18 protein-coding genes are annotated in these 18,652 nt (G+C 52.7%); all 18 read right to left on the bottom strand.

The genetic code is table 11. The annotated features are described in order from the left end of the window. Window positions 1–2 precede the first annotated feature (2 nt). The 18 genes from ARCH_RS03470 to rsmH all read right to left on the bottom strand — a co-directional run bounded on the left by ARCH_RS03470 (window position 3) and on the right by rsmH (window position 18,631). Window positions 3–923, bottom strand: coding sequence for an RluA family pseudouridine synthase (locus tag ARCH_RS03470; RefSeq protein WP_013169915.1), 921 nt, complete (start codon window positions 921–923; stop codon window positions 3–5). After that, a complete protein-coding gene (gene lspA / locus ARCH_RS03465) occupies window positions 923–1,411 on the bottom strand; it encodes a signal peptidase II (protein ID WP_113722526.1) in 489 nt (162 codons plus the stop codon). Before lspA ends, ARCH_RS03470 begins: the two co-directional genes overlap by 1 nt. Before the next feature lie 84 nt (window positions 1,412–1,495). Further along, window positions 1,496–2,074 (bottom strand): DivIVA domain-containing protein, encoded by a 579-nt coding sequence (locus ARCH_RS03460; RefSeq protein WP_013169913.1) that lies wholly within the window; start codon window positions 2,072–2,074, stop codon window positions 1,496–1,498. 171 nt (window positions 2,075–2,245) lie between these two features. After that, window positions 2,246–2,539, bottom strand: a complete 294-nt coding sequence (locus ARCH_RS03455; protein ID WP_013169912.1) for a YggT family protein — start codon at window positions 2,537–2,539, stop codon at window positions 2,246–2,248. 2 nt (window positions 2,540–2,541) lie between these two features. After that, a complete protein-coding gene (locus ARCH_RS03450) occupies window positions 2,542–2,952 on the bottom strand; it encodes a cell division protein SepF (protein ID WP_013169911.1) in 411 nt (136 codons plus the stop codon). Window positions 2,953–3,009: 57 nt separating this feature from the next. Then, entirely contained in the window at window positions 3,010–3,780 is a 771-nt protein-coding gene (locus tag ARCH_RS03445; protein ID WP_013169910.1) for a polyphenol oxidase family protein, read from the bottom strand. Between the two features lie 83 nt (window positions 3,781–3,863). Next, complete coding sequence (ftsZ, locus tag ARCH_RS03440) at window positions 3,864–5,081, bottom strand: cell division protein FtsZ (RefSeq protein ID WP_013169909.1); 1,218 nt, start codon at window positions 5,079–5,081, stop codon at window positions 3,864–3,866. Between the two features lie 119 nt (window positions 5,082–5,200). Further along, window positions 5,201–6,178 carry a cell division protein FtsQ/DivIB gene (locus ARCH_RS03435; protein WP_013169908.1) on the bottom strand — a complete coding sequence of 326 codons (978 nt, stop codon included), beginning with the start codon at window positions 6,176–6,178 and terminating at the stop codon, window positions 5,201–5,203. Continuing rightward, entirely contained in the window at window positions 6,175–7,527 is a 1,353-nt protein-coding gene (gene murC, locus ARCH_RS03430) for a UDP-N-acetylmuramate--L-alanine ligase (protein ID WP_013169907.1), read from the bottom strand. Before murC ends, ARCH_RS03435 begins: the two co-directional genes overlap by 4 nt. Next, on the bottom strand, window positions 7,527–8,633 hold the full coding sequence (gene murG, locus ARCH_RS03425) for an undecaprenyldiphospho-muramoylpentapeptide beta-N-acetylglucosaminyltransferase (RefSeq protein ID WP_013169906.1): 1,107 nt from the start codon (window positions 8,631–8,633) through the stop codon (window positions 7,527–7,529). The genes murC and murG overlap by 1 nt, the downstream gene beginning before the upstream one ends. Beyond that, complete coding sequence (locus ARCH_RS03420) at window positions 8,633–9,862, bottom strand: FtsW/RodA/SpoVE family cell cycle protein (protein WP_013169905.1); 1,230 nt, start codon at window positions 9,860–9,862, stop codon at window positions 8,633–8,635. The genes murG and ARCH_RS03420 overlap by 1 nt, the downstream gene beginning before the upstream one ends. Window positions 9,863–9,864: 2 nt before the next feature. Beyond that, window positions 9,865–11,346: a UDP-N-acetylmuramoyl-L-alanine--D-glutamate ligase gene (murD, locus tag ARCH_RS03415; protein WP_013169904.1), complete on the bottom strand. Its 1,482-nt coding sequence runs from the start codon at window positions 11,344–11,346 to the stop codon at window positions 9,865–9,867. Continuing rightward, window positions 11,343–12,428 carry a phospho-N-acetylmuramoyl-pentapeptide-transferase gene (mraY, locus tag ARCH_RS03410; RefSeq protein WP_013169903.1) on the bottom strand — a complete coding sequence of 362 codons (1,086 nt, stop codon included), beginning with the start codon at window positions 12,426–12,428 and terminating at the stop codon, window positions 11,343–11,345. Before mraY ends, murD begins: the two co-directional genes overlap by 4 nt. Then, a complete protein-coding gene (locus ARCH_RS03405; RefSeq protein WP_223804419.1) occupies window positions 12,429–13,832 on the bottom strand; it encodes a UDP-N-acetylmuramoyl-tripeptide--D-alanyl-D-alanine ligase in 1,404 nt (467 codons plus the stop codon). It abuts the gene before it with no gap. 12 nt (window positions 13,833–13,844) lie between these two features. Further along, a complete protein-coding gene (locus ARCH_RS03400) occupies window positions 13,845–15,323 on the bottom strand; it encodes a UDP-N-acetylmuramoyl-L-alanyl-D-glutamate--2,6-diaminopimelate ligase (RefSeq protein WP_013169901.1) in 1,479 nt (492 codons plus the stop codon). Then, window positions 15,320–17,137, bottom strand: a complete 1,818-nt coding sequence (locus ARCH_RS03395; RefSeq protein WP_111724908.1) for a peptidoglycan D,D-transpeptidase FtsI family protein — start codon at window positions 17,135–17,137, stop codon at window positions 15,320–15,322. Before ARCH_RS03395 ends, ARCH_RS03400 begins: the two co-directional genes overlap by 4 nt. An 88-nt stretch (window positions 17,138–17,225) precedes the next feature. Further along, window positions 17,226–17,624, bottom strand: a complete 399-nt coding sequence (locus ARCH_RS03390) for a hypothetical protein (RefSeq protein ID WP_013169899.1) — start codon at window positions 17,622–17,624, stop codon at window positions 17,226–17,228. Then, on the bottom strand, window positions 17,621–18,631 hold the full coding sequence (rsmH, locus tag ARCH_RS03385) for a 16S rRNA (cytosine(1402)-N(4))-methyltransferase RsmH (RefSeq protein WP_013169898.1): 1,011 nt from the start codon (window positions 18,629–18,631) through the stop codon (window positions 17,621–17,623). The genes ARCH_RS03390 and rsmH overlap by 4 nt, the downstream gene beginning before the upstream one ends. Window positions 18,632–18,652: the final 21 nt, after the last annotated feature.

The raw sequence follows: 18,652 nt of genomic DNA, 5'->3' as shown, positions 1-18,652 counted from the left end.
GATCATAGGATTCCGTCTCGCATCGTATCGAGTGCATGCTGCAGATCTGCCGGATACGCCGATTCCACCTCAATATAGTGGCCTGTTCGTGGATGGTCGAACCCTAACCGAACTGCATGTAACCACTGACGCTCCAACCCAAGTTTCGCAGAGAGCCGCGGATCAGCACCGTACATGTCGTCTCCCACACACGGGTGCCGTAATGCGCTCATATGAACACGAATCTGGTGAGTACGCCCGGTTTCTAAGTGGACTTCTAGAAGGCTAGCACCGGCCATAGCTTCGATCGTGTCATAGTGAGTCACTGAATGCTTGCCGTCTGCACGCACTCCCATCTTCCACTGATGCCGGTGATCGCGCCCAATCGGTGCTTCCACCGTGCCGTTCATTGGATCTGGATGCCCTTGCACAAGTGCATGATAAATCTTGGTAACTGTGCGATCACGGAAAGCGCGTTTAAGCATCGTGTATGCCAATTCGGACTTCGCAACAACCATGGCGCCTGTGGTACCAACATCAAGCCGGTGAACGATACCCATACGTTCTTGCGGGCCTGATGTAGTGAGCCGGACCCCGGCTGCAAGCAAAGCGCCCAGAACATTAGGGCCTTCGAAGTTTTGTGATGCGTGGGCGGCAACGCCTACTGGCTTGTCTACCACAATGATGTCATCATCTTCGTAGAGCACCCCCATTCCTTCTACTGGGGTGAGCTCAGGTTCAACCGATGCCGGTGCAGGAATATTAATCATCACCATAGCACCCGCGTTCACTCGATCAGACTTTCCTGGGATCACCCCGTCAAGGTAGACATCGCCAGATGCAATCAGGTCGGCAATCCGTGACCGAGAAAGCCCAGTCATTTTAGCGAGCGCAGCATCCAACCGATCTCCCGCGAAGCCATCTGGGATGAAGTAGGAATTCATTACTTTTCCTCCTCCACAGTTCGCGCTTCCGGAGTACACAATTCGATGATCAGCATGACAACCACACCGATCACCAGCGCAATATCTGCCACGTTTCCAATAAACCAATCAGAATATTTGATGAAATCAACAACGTGACCGTTAGGAAAACCTGGCGCTCTAAATAATCGATCAATGAGGTTACCTAGTGCTCCGCCCCATATAACAGCGCCAGCTACAAGGAGCGAACGGGTGTGAACCTTACGAATCAAGAACGGCACACCCACCACGAAGAGAGACGCAACAATTGTGAACACCCATGTAGAGTCTTCTAAGAAAGAAAAGGCAGCACCTGGGTTGAATGAGAGCCGCAAGCTAAGAGCATCTCCAAGTATCTGGATTGTTTCGCCGCCAGATAAGGCATGCAAAGCCCAGACTTTAGAGGCTTGATCAAGGGCAACAACAATGGCGGCTACGATCGCCGCGAACATCACATTCTTTTTCGACACTCGGAAAGTCTACCAAACCTTACCGGTGGCCGATAACAACGATGCCGGCACGGGAACGTGCCGGCATCGCTATGCAAGAATAACTTACTGCTGGTTCGAATCCACGTTGTGGAGGAGGGATTCGAGGTAGCTCTTGAGACGAGTACGGTAATCGCGTTCGAAATCGCGAAGTTCTGCAATCTTGCGTTCGATGAGCGAACGCTCTTCTTCCAGCTTGGTGAGTGTACGGTTGTGAATGTCCTCAGCCTCGGTGACGATACGAACTTTCTCAGCTTCACCTTCAGCGATCAGGCGTTCGTTTTCTGCCTTGCCATCTGCAACGAACTTATCGTGCAACTGCTTGGCCATTGCCAAAACGGACGTTGCTTGGAAGGCTTCGTTATCACCAACGGACGCGAAAGATGTGGTAGAAGCAGGATCGGAAGGTGCAACTGCCGAAGCCTGTGGCCCAGCGATACCTTGAGCGTTCTCCAATTCAGTTACGCGAGCTTCTGCACGAGCGAGCTTTTCTTCAAGCTCAGTCTTTTCAGCGGTAAGCTTTGCGATAGTCTCAGCGACTTCATCCAAGAAGAAATCGACATCGTCCTGATCATAGCCTTCCGCGATGGAAGCGGGCTCCTTGAACTGCTTGTTTACGACATCTTGTTCAGTGAGCTGAGCCATTTTTCACCTCGTTAAAAAGTTTCTTGTACTCCGAATTGAGTACCTACCCGATAGATTACTAGAGGATTGCAGTGAGAGTGTAATTAAAATGAGATATTGCAGTATTTTCCATAGGACTAAAGCCCTACCGTCAACTGGTAATTCATCGTAAACCCGCCAAATTGCGCGATTTTAGACCTGTAAGAGAACAATCGCCAGATTTTGAAGCATACGCACCCCGATAAAGAGCACAATAAACCCAAGATCCAACGCCACGCCACCAAGGCGCAATGGAGGGATATACCTGTTAATTATTCGCAGTGGTGGATCAGTGAGCACATAAACCACATTAATGATCACAACAGCCGCACCAGCAGGTCGCCAATCACGCATGACCGACAACACAAGATCTACCACGACGCGGGCGAGCAGAACGAATGTATATAAACTACACGCCCAAATAATTGGATAGAGAATAAACGCCATTATCACCCAAAGTTATGCGGTTCGTCCGTACCCATCGCATCTAGCTTGACAGAGTGCGGAGTAAGCAAGAAAACGTCTTCAGAAATGCGAGAGAACGCACCTTCCAAACCGAACACAAGTCCAAGCGCGAAATCGACGATCCGCTTACGATCATCGTTCGTAGCATCGGAGAGGTTGAGGATAACTGGCAAACCTTGACGGTATTCCGTGGCAAAGTCCTTAACATCCTTGAAATCAGATACCCACACAGTGACGATACGCGCAACTTCAGGCATCGATGGAATCGAATGCAAGGGAGCTACCTCTGTTTCATCTTCATAATAGTTTTCATCACTGTACTGATCGTAGGTTTCGTATTCGGCGTCGTCTTCATAAGGCGTTGCCTTTGCGGCAATCCGATCAAAAATTCCCATTACTCTCTCCTTTGGTCAATAACCTGTCTTAAAACTATGCGCTATGCCTAGAAAATCCTAGTATTTAACGGGTGTGTTGCTTGGTTTGATGCACGCGATACCAGCAAAACGTCCCGTTGTTACCCCCTCATGAGTAGCTCGCCTATGTGAGTAAAACAGGTCATGTTCGTAGGTACACTCACTACTTACGGACACTTCAACATTATACGCTGTAGCTTGCACACGCCCACCTGCAACGACGTCGATTCCACGAGTTCCCCATCGGGTTACGCAACGTGCTTCCATTGGACTGGCCTCGTATACGCCTAGCGAAACTTCATAGCATTTGCCGCATATGTGCGGCCCCATGAGAACGTGAAGATTTTCAGGATGTGAGCCCAATTCAAGAAACCGAGCTATGGCGTGCCGCATCGTCCCTTGTTCCATTCCAGCGCGTCCCATATGGAACACGCCAGCATGGTTCTGTACGCGGTCAACAATGAGGATGGGTACACAATCAGCCACCATAACTGCTAACGCTAGGCCTGTTTCCGGAGCATTCGAGTAGTCAAGAATCATCCCATCCGCGGTGCCAACACTCAAGCTTCCATGCTCATCGCGCCTCATTACCTCTGACTTAACGTTCACTATCTCAACGCCATGAACCTGATCCATCCAGACCACTGGAACGCCTAGAACGCGTTCGAGTATCTGGCGATTAGATGCTACGTGAGATTCAGAATCCCCCACGTGAAAACCAAGATTAGCGCTAGCATATACCCCTTCGGACACTCCACCGTTAACAGTAGTAAATCCGCATGCCACTTCCGGCGTAATCTGTTCTAACATTCCATTCCCTTTCTAGTAGATGCCAAGCGGAGGCTGGGCCATAATGGCACAGCCTCCGCGAAAGGTTGGATGAAAAAGATAACTCAGTTACCGTTGACCAAGAAATCTGGGATGTCTAGATCTGGGCGGCGGTTGTATTTTTCATCTTCAAGTGTTGGGGGAACATCAAGAGATGTTGGTGCTTCTTGAACTGGAGCAACTGGCTGGACAGGGGCAACAGGTTCCTGCTCTGCTGGAACAGAATGCCCAGATACGGTTGGGCGAGCAACTTCTTCACGTTGTACAGGGGCTTGTTCAGACATCATGTGCTTGGCGCGAACTTCACCTGGCTTGTGAGCAGGCATGGCAGGAAGAAGGTAATCATCTTCCTGATCGAAACCAGCCGCAATAACAGTGAGGCGGACTTCATCGCCCACGTTTTCATCAAGCATGACGCCTACGATGATGTTGGCATCGTCAGCAACAGATTCCTTAATCATCTCTGATGCCTGGGCAAGTTCAGCCAGCCCGAAGCTCTGGGAAACAGTGTAGGCCAGCAAGACGCCACGAGCGCCATCGATGCGTGCTTCGAGCAGTGGGGATGAAATAGCTGTTTCAGCAGCACGCAGGGCGCGATCTTCACCGGATGCAACACCAATACCCATGAGAGCGGTGCCGGCATCCTTCATGATGGCCTTAACATCAGCGAAATCAAGATTGACCAAACCTGGCTTAGTAATGAGATCAGAAATGCCCTGAACGCCAGAGCGGAGAACTTCATCAGCTAAGCGGTAGGCTTCGACGATAGACAGGGATTCTTCAGAAACCTGAAGAAGCCGATCATTTGGAATAACGATCAGCGTATCAACGGCTTCCCGTAGGGCGGCAATGCCGGATTCGGCGTTGTTTGCGCGCTGGCGGCCTTCGAAAGTGAATGGGCGTGTAACAACGCCGATTGTCAGAGCGCCGAGATCGCGAGCAATCTGAGCAACCACTGGGGCTGCACCAGTACCCGTTCCGCCGCCTTCGCCGGCGGTCACGAATACCATATCTGCATCTTTCAGGGTTTCCTGAATCGTTTCGGCGTTTTCTTCAGCTGCGCGGCGTCCAACTGTTGGATCAGCGCCAGCGCCAAGACCGTTCGACACTTCGCGGCCGATATCGAGCTTTGTTTCCGCTTCCGACTTTGCCAAGCTCTGATTATCGGTGTTAACCGCAATGAAATCGACCCCACCGAGCCCATCTTGAACCATGCGATCAACAGCGTTAACACCGCCGCCACCAACACCAACAACTTTGATGTTTGCATTGCTACTGAACATGTCTTTTGTCTACCTTTCAAAAGCCTCAAGTAGAACTTGAAGTTTTATGATTCCAACCTCGCGGAAAAGGTAGAGAAAACTGACGCATCTTGCAAGAATTTAAGGGGCGTGTTGCTAAATTAGTTGCTTGTCACTGGAGATCCCGGTACGGACAGATCGATGGCTTTGACGTCTTGAGCAACAAGAATCGCCAGAATCTTCGCTTTTCGAGCATTTTCCTCTGCTTTCCCCCACATAACAGACTTGCCGCCCGCTAAATTCAGGGAAATCATCTTATGCCTATCAATAGTGATTTGAGACACAGTTGAACGTATGTTGGCAGGTAACGCATCAAGTGTACCCAACATGTACGTCAGGGCAGATTCACGATCGATTCCCTCTGGGAAGTCTGAAATCTTTGGCAAAGTAGCGAGTTTATCAGCAGGCACAGTGAGTACAGTTCCATCTTTTGCCACGGCTTCACACACGTCCTTCTTCACTACGCACGCAACAGGAACATGTTCCGTTACAGTGAACGTACGCGAGCTTGGGAATGAGTACGACGACGAAATATCGGCAACTTCCGGCACTGCCTTCTTTATATCGCTTTTCAGCGCCTTGTCATCAAAAAAGAAAACCTGTTCCCCATTGTGTTTTTTTAGCGCTTCTCCGAGCTTTGTTCGATCAACGATGGAATCAGCTGACAGGCCTTGAATGTCTGAAGATACGAATTCGTATCGAAACAATGGTGACAGCATGATCAGCCAGATAACAAATACTGTGCTCATAAGGCTTCCCAGCCCGATCAAGCCGCGTTTCGCCCAAATCTTGCGCCGTTCCGCACGCCGTTCTTGGCGGCGTTCGCTGAGCTGCACAGGCGCTAGAACCGGACGTTCAGGTACTTCTTGACCCCGCTGAGGTTCTTCTTCAAGAACACACGATTCCGCATAATCATCATAATCATCTGGAAAATCGAGCGGATCAACAGGGGCTGTTGGCACAAAATCTTGCCTGCGATCTGGGATCACATACTGTTTCCCTTCGCCTCCATGCGTACGCGTAGCCGGCGTACTTGATTGGAGAGATGTAGGTTTACGCGGCCTGCCCGGTGTTCTCATTGTGCTAATTCTTTCACAATCACAGGGGCCACAGTTGTGATGCTTCCAGCCCCCATGGTCATAATCAGATCACCCGGGTTGGAATCTGCCGCGATAGCGCATGCAGCGTCAATCATGTCCGGAATGTAGCGTGCTTTATGAGAATGCGCCACAATCGCATCACCTTCTACCCCATCGTTAGGGACTTCACGCGCCGCATACACCGAGGTCACGATGATATCGTCAGCCGTATCGAGTGCATCGGCAAAAGCCCGCGCAAAATGACGAGTACGGGAATACAAGTGAGGTTGAAACACCACTTTCACACGGCCAGTTGTGACTGAACGCGCTGTTCTCAACGTGGCTTCAACTTCTGTTGGGTGGTGAGCGTAATCGTCAATAACACGCACACCGTTGACTTCACCACGCAACTCAAACCTACGCCCGGTTCCAGTAAAAGACGCTAGCGCGCTAGCAGACTCTGCAGCGTCAAAACCAAGATCACAGCACACGATCCACGCTCCCACGGCATTCATCAGCATGTGGGTTCCATGCACAGAAAGACGTATGTGTGCCTCCTGATCTCCACGGCGAACATGAGCCTCGACTCCATTCGCGCCAGAAACCACACCAGAAATCATTGTGTGATCTCCTGGCATCGGTTTCATGCCGTAGGTTGCGATACGCACGCCGTGCACCTGAGCAGCCTCTGCCAAACGCGCCGCCCCCGGATCATCCGTACAGCACACAAGCAATCCCCCAGGAACAATCTTGCCGGCGAAATCAACAAACGCCTGATCGAACGCCTCAGCCGATCCATAATGATCCAAATGATCCGGTTCCACGTTCGTCACTAAAGCAATACGCGGACGATAGTTGAGGAACGAACCATCAGATTCGTCAGCTTCAGCAACCAGCATCGAACCTGAACCCAAGTAACCACCAGGCAACCCGCCAGCCAAATGGCCGCCAATCGCACGCGATGGATCAGCATCCAGCGTATCCAACGCCACCGAAATCATGCCTGATGTTGAGGTTTTCCCGTGAGCACCCGCAACCGCAATAAAATCGCGCTCCCCCGCCGCAAATGCCAACGCCTGCGAACGATGCCAGATGTCTTGCCCACGTTCAATCGCCACGGCATACTCCGGATTAACCGGCTTAATTGCAGAAGAACGAACCACAATCGCATCCGCTGGCACGTGCCGTGCATCATGCCCCACGAAGGTCTCAACACCCAGTTCTGCCAGTTCATCCAACACATCAGAAGAATCCCGATCCGATCCAGACACAGTGTGGCCTTCTGCGATTAACAATCGCGCCACCACATTCATGCCAGCACCGCCAACGCCAATCAAATGGAACTTCATCACTTGCCTCCCAGATCCGCCGCGAACTGAGCCAACTTCATCGCAGCATCAGACGGAGCAACCTTCCGAGCCGCTTTGCTCATCTCTTGCTGCCTCTGCGGATCCAACAACGCCGGCAGATGTTCGGTTGCCCACTCCGGCGTGAAATCGGCGTTATCCACCAAAACCGCACCCCCCGCCGCAACCACGTCACGAGCATTGCGCGCCTGCTCGCCATTACCAATCGGCAACGGCACAAACACAGTTGGAATCCCCAAAGTTGACGCTTCAGAAACCATACCTGCCCCCGACCGCGCAACTAGCAGATCGGCCAACGCGTACACATCCTCCATCTCAGTCACATAATCCACCACAACATATCCCGGATGATCCTGGGTAGCGGCACGAACGTCGTCGTCCTTCCCCTTCCCCGTGATATGCAAAACTTGCGCATCCAACGAAACCCCAGCCACCTGCATGGTTTCGTTCAAACGCACCGCACCAAGCGAACCGCCAGTAACCACCACGATCGGGCGCGACGCATCCAGCCCAAAACGCGCAGCAGCTGCTTCCCGGCGCAACGCACGCTCCGCACCATCCGCCGAAGCCAACGCAGCGATCGCAGGCCGCAACGGCAAACCAACCGTGACCGTCTCTCCCTTACGAGCACGCAACGATGTGGACGGGAACGTTAACGCAACAATGCGTGCAAACCGAGCCCCCAACTTATTCGCCATACCTGGAACGGCGTTCGCTTCATGAACGATCACCGGAATCCCCAACGCAGCCGCAGCCCGATACATCGGAGACGACGCATAGCCGCCGAAACCGATAACACAGGTGGCATCCGCGTCGGCCAAAATCGCACGCGACTCACGCACTGCCTTACGGAAACGCATCGGAAAACGCAACGCATCCCCATTCAACCGGCGCGGAAACGGCGCCCGTTCAACCAAACGCAAATCAATCCCAGCGGCAGGAACCAAATCATTTTCCAAACCACGCGCAGTGCCCACGGCAGTCACCCGCACCTCAGGAAAACTCTCACGCAACGCCTGCGCGGTAGCAATCAACGGATTCACATGGCCAGCAGTACCGCCACCACACAACACAACACTCAGCTTCATTACTTCCTCCGAATCAACGCACGCGCCCGGCGAACCAGGCCACGGCGAACCTTAAACGTCTCACGAACTCCAGGAACATCCAACGTTGTTGCCGCAACAACACCCAGCATCCACACCGTAGCCATCATCGACGAACCACCCATCGAAACAAACGGCAACGGAACACCGAAAACTGGAAGCAAACCAACCACAACCCACATGTTCGCAAAAGCCTGCCCACACAACCACAACGCTGCCCCAATCGCAAGCAACTGAGCATAACGATCCGTATGATTCATCGCAATACGCAACAACGCCCAACCAAGCGCAAGGAACAGCAAAATAACAGTCAGCGCACCAATCAACCCCAACTCTTCGCCAATAACCGCAAAAATAAAATCGGTATGCGCTTCGGCCAAATCACGCCACTTTTCCTTACCAGCACCAATGCCCACGCCAGTCACGCCACCAGAACCAAACGCAAACAACGCATAATCAGACTGCGTTGGTGTAATACTATCCGGCAACGTCAACAAATTATTCACATAATCAATCACACGATACAAACGCGACGGGCGAATAACAACCAGCAACGTAGCCGCAAAACCAAACACAACCATCGGCGGAACCAACTGACGGCCAAGCAAGCCAGACAGCCAAAACATGCCAGCACCAATCAGCACAAAAACAAGTGCAGTACCAACATCGCCACCCACAACAACCAAACCAGTAGCCAAACCAAAGCCCACCACCGGAATCACAATCGTGCGGGACTCCTGAATCTCCTTCAGCGTCAACCGAGCCAGCATCATCGCCAGCCAAATCACCAACGCCAACTTCAAAAATTCAGACGGCTGCAACGTAAAACCAGCCACCTTCAGCCAGTTGTTATTGCCTTTAACACCATCGCCACCCTGCGCCAACACCAACAGCTGCAACAAACACCCCAACATCAAGGGCACCAACGCAAACCGTTGCAACAACCGGTACGGAATAAACGCCAACACAAACGCGCCCACAACACCAGCAAGTGCGAACACGAACTGACGCAATGCAACCGCAAAAAGTTGCGTAGACGGATCAGCAGTAACAGCAGAAATGGAGGACGGGGCCGTGGCCGAAAAAACCATGAACACGCCAATCGCAATCAGCATCAACGCCGATGCGACCATCAAAAGGAGAGACTGAAGGATAACGTTGCGCCGCGACAGATCCGTCTTTGACAGGCTCTCACCTGGCACTGCTTCCATTCTTATTCCTCCTCGTGTGACGCCACCAATTCTGCTACAGCCTTCGCGAACTTATCGCCGCGTTCTCCATAGCTCACAAACTGATCCTGGGATGCACAGGCGGGGGCCAAAAGCACTGTTTGCCCTGGGACGGCCAACGCCGTAGCCTGCGCCACCGCTTCTGCCATCGGATCCTGGGCATCAGTATCAATATACGTCACTGGAACATCAAGATGCGCCAAGGCGGCACGCCACGGTTCCTGATCAACACCAATAACAACCACGCCAGCAAGACGATCACGAACGCGCTCCACCAGCGCGTCAAAACACGCGCCCTTTGCTAACCCACCCGCAATCCAAATAGTGGTTGCCGTATCGTGGCCAAGAAGCGACGCTTGGGCAGCATGGGCATTCGTAGCTTTCGAATCATCCACGTATGCCACGCCGTTGACCGTAGCCACGTGAGCGATCCGGTGTGCTCCAGGCGTGTAATCACGTAGACCTTGAGCAACAGCGGAGGCGGGGATGCCGATCGATCGGGCAAGGGCTGCTGCTGCCAGCGCGTCCTTCGCAATATGTGCAGGAAGAGCATATCCTTCTGGCGAAAGATGTTCCAGATCAGCCAGCGTAAACAGTTCTTCCGCATGTGAATGGGCAGTGGCGTTGAAGGCGCGATCCACGGCCACATCTTCCACAAAACCGAGCTGGCCGAGCGATGGAATTCCCAATGAAACACCAATCGCACGGGCGCCTTCGATTACGTCCGCGCTATCCACCATCCCTTGGACCACAGAATCGCCTACGGGATACACACACGCCCGGTGCGTCCGTTCATAGATCGTTGCCTTCGCATTCGCGTACTCTTCGCGCGTGCTGTGCCATTCTAAATGATCGTCTGCCAAGTTCAGCACGATCGCTGATGTTGGTTCCATCGAGTAAGTGGCAGCCAACTGGAACGAAGAAAGTTCGCAGGCGAACACTTGCGGTGCGTTAGCAGACGTATCCGACACGGCTGTTACAGCCGGAACGCCAACGTTACCCACTGCCAGCGCACGCAAGCCTGCAGCCTGCACAATCGATTCAACCATTCCAACCGTGGTGGTTTTGCCGTTTGTGCCGGTAACGCACAGCCATGGAGCATATGTACCATCGTCTGCTTGCGCCCGCAAATGCCACGCCAATTCGATTTCAGACCACACGCGGATCCCGCGCGCACGCAACGTAGCCCACTCGTAGCCACTTTGCCTAAAACCAGGCGCAATCACCACGATATCCGGGCCCCAACCAAGCAAGGATTCCATCAGCTGTGCAGGATCTGCAGATGCGTATACTTCTTCGAGGGATGAACGATCAAGCGAATCGATCGCAGCCGTAGACGAATCCCAAGCCCCCAAACGTGCAGCGGTGTGAGCACGGAGCGCCTCAATCGCTGCGCGGCCGGATTTTCCAACGCCAAGAATCGCAACGTTCAGCCCATCAAAGCGATGAGCCCCAGGGATGATCATTGCTGTGCCAACCATTCTGCGTAGAACAAGAACATGCCAGCAGAAATAAAGAGCCCTTGGATCAACCAGAAGCGCACAACGATCGTGACTTCCTTCCAGCCCTTCAGCTCAAAATGGTGATGCAACGGCGCCATTCGGAACACGCGCTTGCCAGTGAGTTTGAACATGCCGATCTGGATAACATCAGAAATCACGATCACCACGAACAAGCCACCAAGTAGCACTGCCAAGATTTCAGTACGAGTAAGGATTGAGACGCCCGCGAAAGCGCCACCGAGCGCCAGTGAACCGGTATCGCCCATGAAAATCGCTGCCGGAGAGGTGTTGTGCCACAAGAAGCCGAAACATGCCCCCACGATGGCCGCACAAATAATGGCAATTTCGCGCGGATCGCGCACGTCATAACATCCGGGGCTGGCCGCAACCACGGATTCGCAGCTTTGGTAGTACTGCCAGATTCCCACGATCGTGTAGGCACCAAACGCCAGCATGGAAGCACCCGCGGCCAAGCCATCAAGGCCATCGGTTAGATTCACGCCGTTAGACCACGCGCTGATCAAAAAGTTGGCCCACAGCACGAACAAAACAATGCCCACGCCATATCCGAGATAGCTGAAGTCCACTGGCAGATCGCGAACGGCGGAGATGGCGGTAGATCCAGGCGTGCGGTTTATGTCATTAGGGAACTGCAAGGCCAGCAACGAAAACACGATACCAACAGTGCCAAGACCGATCATTTTCGCACGCGGAGTCAGCCCAAGCGAACGTTCTTTGCGGACTTTCGTAAAATCATCGAGGAAGCCAACCATACCCATGCCCATCATGAGGCCAAGCAGTAAAAACCCAGAGATTTGAGGTACACGTTGCGTGGTGAGGTTTGCAACCGCCCATCCAATAATGGTTGCCGCGATGATAACCACGCCACCCATCGTGGGTGTTCCGCGTTTAACCAGGTGGGTGGTAGGCCCATCTTCACGGATAAACTGCCCGTATGAGCGCTTTTCCAACACCTTGATAAAAAATGGTGTACCTAAAAGCGCGATGATCAGCGCCGTTCCTAGTGCAATAAGAATCGCAAGCATTTAGCGATCGTTCTCCTTTAAAGCGTCTGCGAGCCGCCACACCCCAGAACCGTTAGAACCTTTAAGCAAGACTACGTCACCTTCGGCAAGAAGGCCGGTAAGCAACTGAGTTGCTTCTGCCACGTTGAGGGTTTCGTGGACTTCTACCCCGCCTTGGCGTGCTGTGAGTATGGTTGGGGAGAGTCCTGGGCCTACGGCGATGAGAGTATCGATACCGAGTTGCGCCACGAGTTCACCGATGTGTGCGTGTTCCGCTTCCGATTCTTCGCCAAGTTCGAGCATTGTTCCAAGTACTGCGATCTTACGGCGATGTGTTCCTAGGTGAGCTAGCGCAGTGAGGCCAGCTTTCATTGAATCCGGGTTTGCATTGTACGAATCGTCGATGATTGTAGTTCCGTTGCGTTCCCACACATCCATGCGGTGTGGGCTTCCTGCGTTTGCTTCAGTGAGGAGGCGCGCACAGTCGTCCAGTTCGATTCCACACACGAGTGCCACGGTTGCTGCGGCAAGCGCGTTTGCAACGTGGTGAGCGCCGATAAGTTTGAGTTCTACGCGAGATTCGGATTGTCCGTAGTGGAGGATAAATGAGGCTTGGCCGGTTTTGTTCAGAGTCACGTCCGATGCCCACACTCCGTCACGGCACGCGCCGCTTGCAGAAAAATAGACGACTTTTCCAGGGGCCAGTTTCGCCATATCCCGCACGCGTTCGTCATCATAGTTAAGGACGACGACGCCGCCTTCTCGCGTTCCTTCCACAAGCTCAGATTTGGCGCGGGCAACGTTTTCAATGCCACCAAATTCGCCTAGGTGGGCGCGGGCAACCGCAAGAACAACCGAAACATCTGGTGCTACAATACCGGTAAGGTACGCGAGGTTACCGATATGATCGGCCCCCATTTCCAGAACCAACGTTGACGTTGATTCGTCCGCACGAAGCACAGTCAGAGGCATCCCCAACTCATTATTGAACGATCCCGGAGGCGCAATAATCGGGCCACGCTGCCCAAGAAGATGAGCGAGGAGGTCCTTCGTCGTCGTCTTTCCAACCGAACCCGTCACACCAATAACCTGGAAGTTTTCAGCGCCACACTTCCGCACAATGTGAGCCTGTTCGTGGGCCAACCTGCCAAGCGCAACGATCGGATCGTCAACTGCAATCACGCGTTCAGGCGCAGCTCCCGTAGCACACGCAGCCGCCGGATCCGCCGTTAACACTGCCACAGCTCCAGCGTCCAAGGCCGCCTGAGCAAACCGATTTCCGTCAACCCGTTCGCCCGCAATAGCAACAAAGAGTTCACCACCAGAAATCGTACGGTTGTCAGTTGCAATGCTTGTCACAAGCGAATCGGCAGGTTCGGTGCTGATTGTGCCATCAACGCACGTCGCTACCTGTTCTATCGTCATCCCGATCATCTTTTATGCCCTTCGCTTCGCGTGTGCTTCACGCGCAACTTCTCGATCGTCAAGGTTAACCAGAGTCCCATTCATATCCTGGATAGTCTCATGCCCCCGACCGGCAATAAGTATAGTATCTTCCGCACAGGCATCCGTGACCATCGCAGTGATCGCTTCACGGCGATCAGCAATCTCAATCCAGTTCGTATCCGTTGGTATTCCGGCGATCAAGTCCGCTCGGATGTGCGCTGGATCTTCCGAATGTGGATCATCGTCTGTGATAACCAAAACATCTGCGCGTTCCGCAACAGTCTTGGCCATAAGCGGGCGCTTCGTGACGTCACGATCGCCAGCCGAACCTGTAATAACAATCAGATTCCCTTGCGTACTTGGGCGCAATGCCTCAATCGCCTTAGTTAATGCATCTTCATTGTGTGCAAAATCGACAACGATTCGTGGCGCCTCCGCCACAACTTCCATCCGGCCTGGAACCTGCGGATTCACCCCATTACTGGCTAATAACGCCGCCGAAATCGCCTCTGCCGAATAGCCGGCCTTTGCCACCATTGCTATAGCAAGAGCCGCATTGGCAATGTTGAAATCGCCTGGAAGATTCGTTGACGTGGTGATAGTCCCCCAGTTTTCCCCACGAAGCGTCAACGTTCCGTCCGCCTGCCCAGTGAAGCGCCAGCCGGCAGGCTGATCCGGCTGCGATGCGAGCGCAGCAACCCTTTCATTGCCACGTTTTACCAGCTCTTCTCCCCATGGAGTATCCGTGATCGCAACGCCTACTCGTGAGAATTTTTCGGTGAAAAGCAGAGCTTTCGCCTCAAAATATTCCGTCAACGTGTTGTGGTAATCCAGGTGATCCTGGGTGAGGTTCGTGAACCCGGCAACCGAATAATTAATCGATTCGATTCGGCCTTGAGCAATCGCATGGGACGATACTTCCATCACCAAACTAGTACCGCCGCGCTCTACTAGCGCAGCTAGCATGGCTTGAAGATCGGCTGGTTGAGGAGTGGTGAGTTGGGCGGGAATTTCTTGTCCAGCAATTTTCACAGCAACGGTTCCGATAAGTCCCGTTGTCTCCCCTAACGTATTCAAGATGTGATCGATCATGAAAGCCGTGGTAGTTTTCCCATTCGTACCAGTGACGGCGTAGGTCGTAAGCTTCTGCGCAGGAAAACCATACACAGCTGCCGCGATATCTCCAACGTGGCGTGCTACATCCGCAAGAATGATCACGGGAACATCTGCAGTCACGAAGTCTGCTCCGTCTGTATCCGTGATAACGGCAACTGCGCCTGACGCCACTGCACTATTCGCGTAGCGTGCCCCGTGTGCTGTGGCACCCGGGATTGCAAAGAAGAGATCGCCAGGCTCTACCTGGCGATTATCCGCTGTCGCACCTGTGATGGCAACGTCAGCATATTCTGCTGGGCATGAGGCAATCAGTTCGCCTAGACGTGTGGACGTAACGTGGACGGGACGAATCATGGTAACTCACTTTGTGTCCACGGGAATTTGACCAGTGGTTCAGTTGACGGTGCGACGCCCAAGGAGCGCATCGCAAATTTTCCAATTTCTGCAAAAACAGGAGCTGCTGTTGTAGAACCGTAGCCTGGGCCAGACGCATTGTAGATAACTGCAGCAATAGCCACTTGAGGCTTTTCCGCGGGAAGTAACCCAACGAAGGTCCCCACACGCTTGGTCAGATTTCCTGATTCATCAGGAACTTCTGCGGTACCAGTTTTTCCCGCCACGTTATATCCGGGAACCCGTGCGAGCTCGCCTGTTGAATCTGAACGCGTCACCCCTTGAAGAATCTGGTTGGCTGCCCTGGCGGCGTCAGGAGAGATAACTTGTTCAGATGCACCGATCACGGTTGGTGTGAAATTACCGCCATCTGTATAGGTTCCATCCACAATATGGAGAGGAACTTTCACACCATCATTTCCGATGATTGAAATCATTTGCCCTAGTTGAAGTGTGGAAGCAGCCCAGGCCTGACCGATCATTGTGGTGTAACGCGTGCGTTCGTCCCAGGATTCGTACGGATTCAAAATACCAGCGGTCTCCCCTGGTAGTTCAATTCCGGTTTTAGCACCGATACCGAATTTTTGGAGCATAGAGTAGCGGTATTTATCTTTGATCCGGTCACCTATTTGTACAAGTCCGGTGTTATACGATTTCCCGATGATACCTGCAACAGTCATCGTTTCGGTTGCGTGGTTATCGTTATCTGAAATCTTTTGGCCATTTGGCATTACAAGCGTATCGGGAACCACGAAGGTATCGGTTGGGTGCACCGCCCCTGCATCAAGTGCCGCTGACAGCGTGATAACTTTTCCACTCGATCCCGGTTCAACAACCGCTTGAACGGCGCGCGAATTCCAATCGTTTGGGTTGACGTGTTGCAGGTTGGAAGGATCTGGCGCAGACGAATCACCTAACGCCAGAATTCGCCCAGTTCCGATTTCAATGACGACGGCGGAGCCCCACTCTGCTCCCGTCTTCTTGACTGCTGAATCCAATGCTTCTTGAGTGGCTAACTGAAGATCACGATCAATCGTGAGCTTCACTTTTCCACCATCTACTGCGGGCGTCTCTTTTTTTGGCGCCTGCGGGAAGACGGTGCCCGATGGACCAGCTTCGATCTTCAGCGTGCCGTTCTTACCGGCGAGCAATTCGTTATATGTGGATTCAATTCCGGCGCGGCCAGCAACAGTATCGTCTTCTGCAGTTACACCTGTATAGCCGAGAATATTTCCGGCCACGTATCCGTTCGGATAGAAACGTTGCATATAGCGTTCAGGGTAAATTCCATGGATCCCTAAATCGTTAATTTCCCGCCATTTATCCGGGGAAATATCACGTTTAATCAGTTCCCATTGATATTTTTCCTGCCCGCCAAGGAAGCGCCCGGCAAGTTCAGCTTCATCCATACCCAGCACTGGTGCCAGCTTTTTTGCTGCAGCTGCGGCGCCTGTGCCAATCAGCTTGTCATTCTTGTCATATTCACGATATGACTCAAGTTCAACCTGGTTAGCGCGAACGTTATACCGTTCCACAGATGTGGCAAGGATATTGCCATGCACATCCACGATGTCACCACGTTTGGCTTCAAGATTGATCGTTTGGCTACGGAGACTACTAGCAACATCCGCCAGATCCGACGCACGGAAAACCTGCAAGTAAACAAGACGCGTCAATAACAGAGAGGCTACGGCAAGAACGATCACAATCGTTACTGATAGCCTCCGGTTAGTGTATTTCCTGGCTACGGCTCCACCGCCACGGCCTTCGCCCATTCCACGCCGATAGTTACTGGCTATACGTTGTGTGAGTGAGGCGGGCTCATGTCTCCTATAATCCGCCACGTTCCTTCCTCCTCACCACTCATTCTGCATTATTGGATGGCCCAGTGATCGCTCCAGTTTCAGTATCAACATACAGCATAGAGGTTGCGGGAACCATACCAAATTTCTTGGCCAAGCTCCGCAGTTGATCTGGGGATGAATTTGTGTTTACTTCACGTGACAACGTGGCTTCACGAGCTGATAACGCGTTTTGTTCAATAGTGATGTCTTTAAGTTCGTAGGCCCCGGCAACCATCAACGTATTCAGGTAGAACGCGGTGCCGAGCGATCCAAGAAAGATCGTTGCGCATAGAAGGACAGTCCCGAAAAAGCCCCGTGCTGGAGCTGGAGTTGGAACGACGTGGAGTCCCGGAGCCTCGATAATCGGGCGCGATGATGGGACAACGTTGAGTTTTCGTACCTGTGCAGTGGAACTCATAACGCACTTCCTTGCCTGCGGAATGGCTGATCAATGTGTGAAGGTGTGGGGCGGAGACGTTCCGCACCGCGAAGACGTACTGATGCGGAGCGCGGATTGAGCTCTTGTTCGGTCCGATCAGCTTTGAAAGCGCCGCGCGTAAGCGGTGCTAGATATGGGGCATGGTCAGCAAGTTCTATTGGGAGACCCGCTGGAGATGTGGACGTGAGTCCAACATTAAAAGCATCCTTGACAATCCGATCTTCAAGGGATTGGTACGATTCCACGGCAATACGTCCGCCAACCCGCAGTGCTTCTAATGCCCGTGGAACAGCTGCTTCCAAAACATCCAGTTCATTATTCACAGCAACGCGCAAGGCTTGGAACGTGCGTTTAGAAGGATTACCGCCCTTACGCCGTGCTGGAGCAGGAATCGTATCGCGAACAAGATCAGCCAACTCACGTGTGCGTTCAAGCGGATGATCCTCACGCCGTTTAACAATGGCACGCGCAATCTGAGAAGCGAACTTTTCTTCACCATAAACACGCAAAATACGAGCAATTTCTCCATGCGAATACGAGTTGAGCAATTCGCCTGCTGTCATGCCTTTGCTTGTATCCATACGCATATCAAGCGGAGCGTCTTGCGAATATGAAAAACCGCGGTCCACTTCATCCAGCTGCAGTGAAGACACGCCAAGATCCATCAAAATCGCATCCACACACCCAGACTTTCCATAGGTGAACGCAACCCGATCGACGTCGTCATACGTGGTGTGAACCGCCTGAAAACGATCCCCAAATGGAGCCAACCGAGCACTAGCCAACTCAATAGCCTGCTCATCACGATCAATGCCAATCACACGTAACGAAGGGAAGGTACGCAAAAACGCTTCACTATGCCCACCCATACCAAGCGTGCAATCGATCAACACGGAATCGCCTTCCAAGGCAGGCCCGAGCATATCAATAATTGGCTGGAGCAGCACGGGAACGTGCAACGCATTATTATCGGCAGTTTTCGACACTTCACGTTCCTTTCATAAAAC

Source organism: Arcanobacterium haemolyticum DSM 20595, assembly GCF_000092365.1.
In the GTDB taxonomy this organism is placed as follows: Bacteria; Actinomycetota; Actinomycetes; order Actinomycetales; family Actinomycetaceae; genus Arcanobacterium; species Arcanobacterium haemolyticum.
The sequence above is the reverse complement of the archived record's forward strand: the minus strand, read 5'-3'. Positions and strand labels throughout refer to the sequence as shown.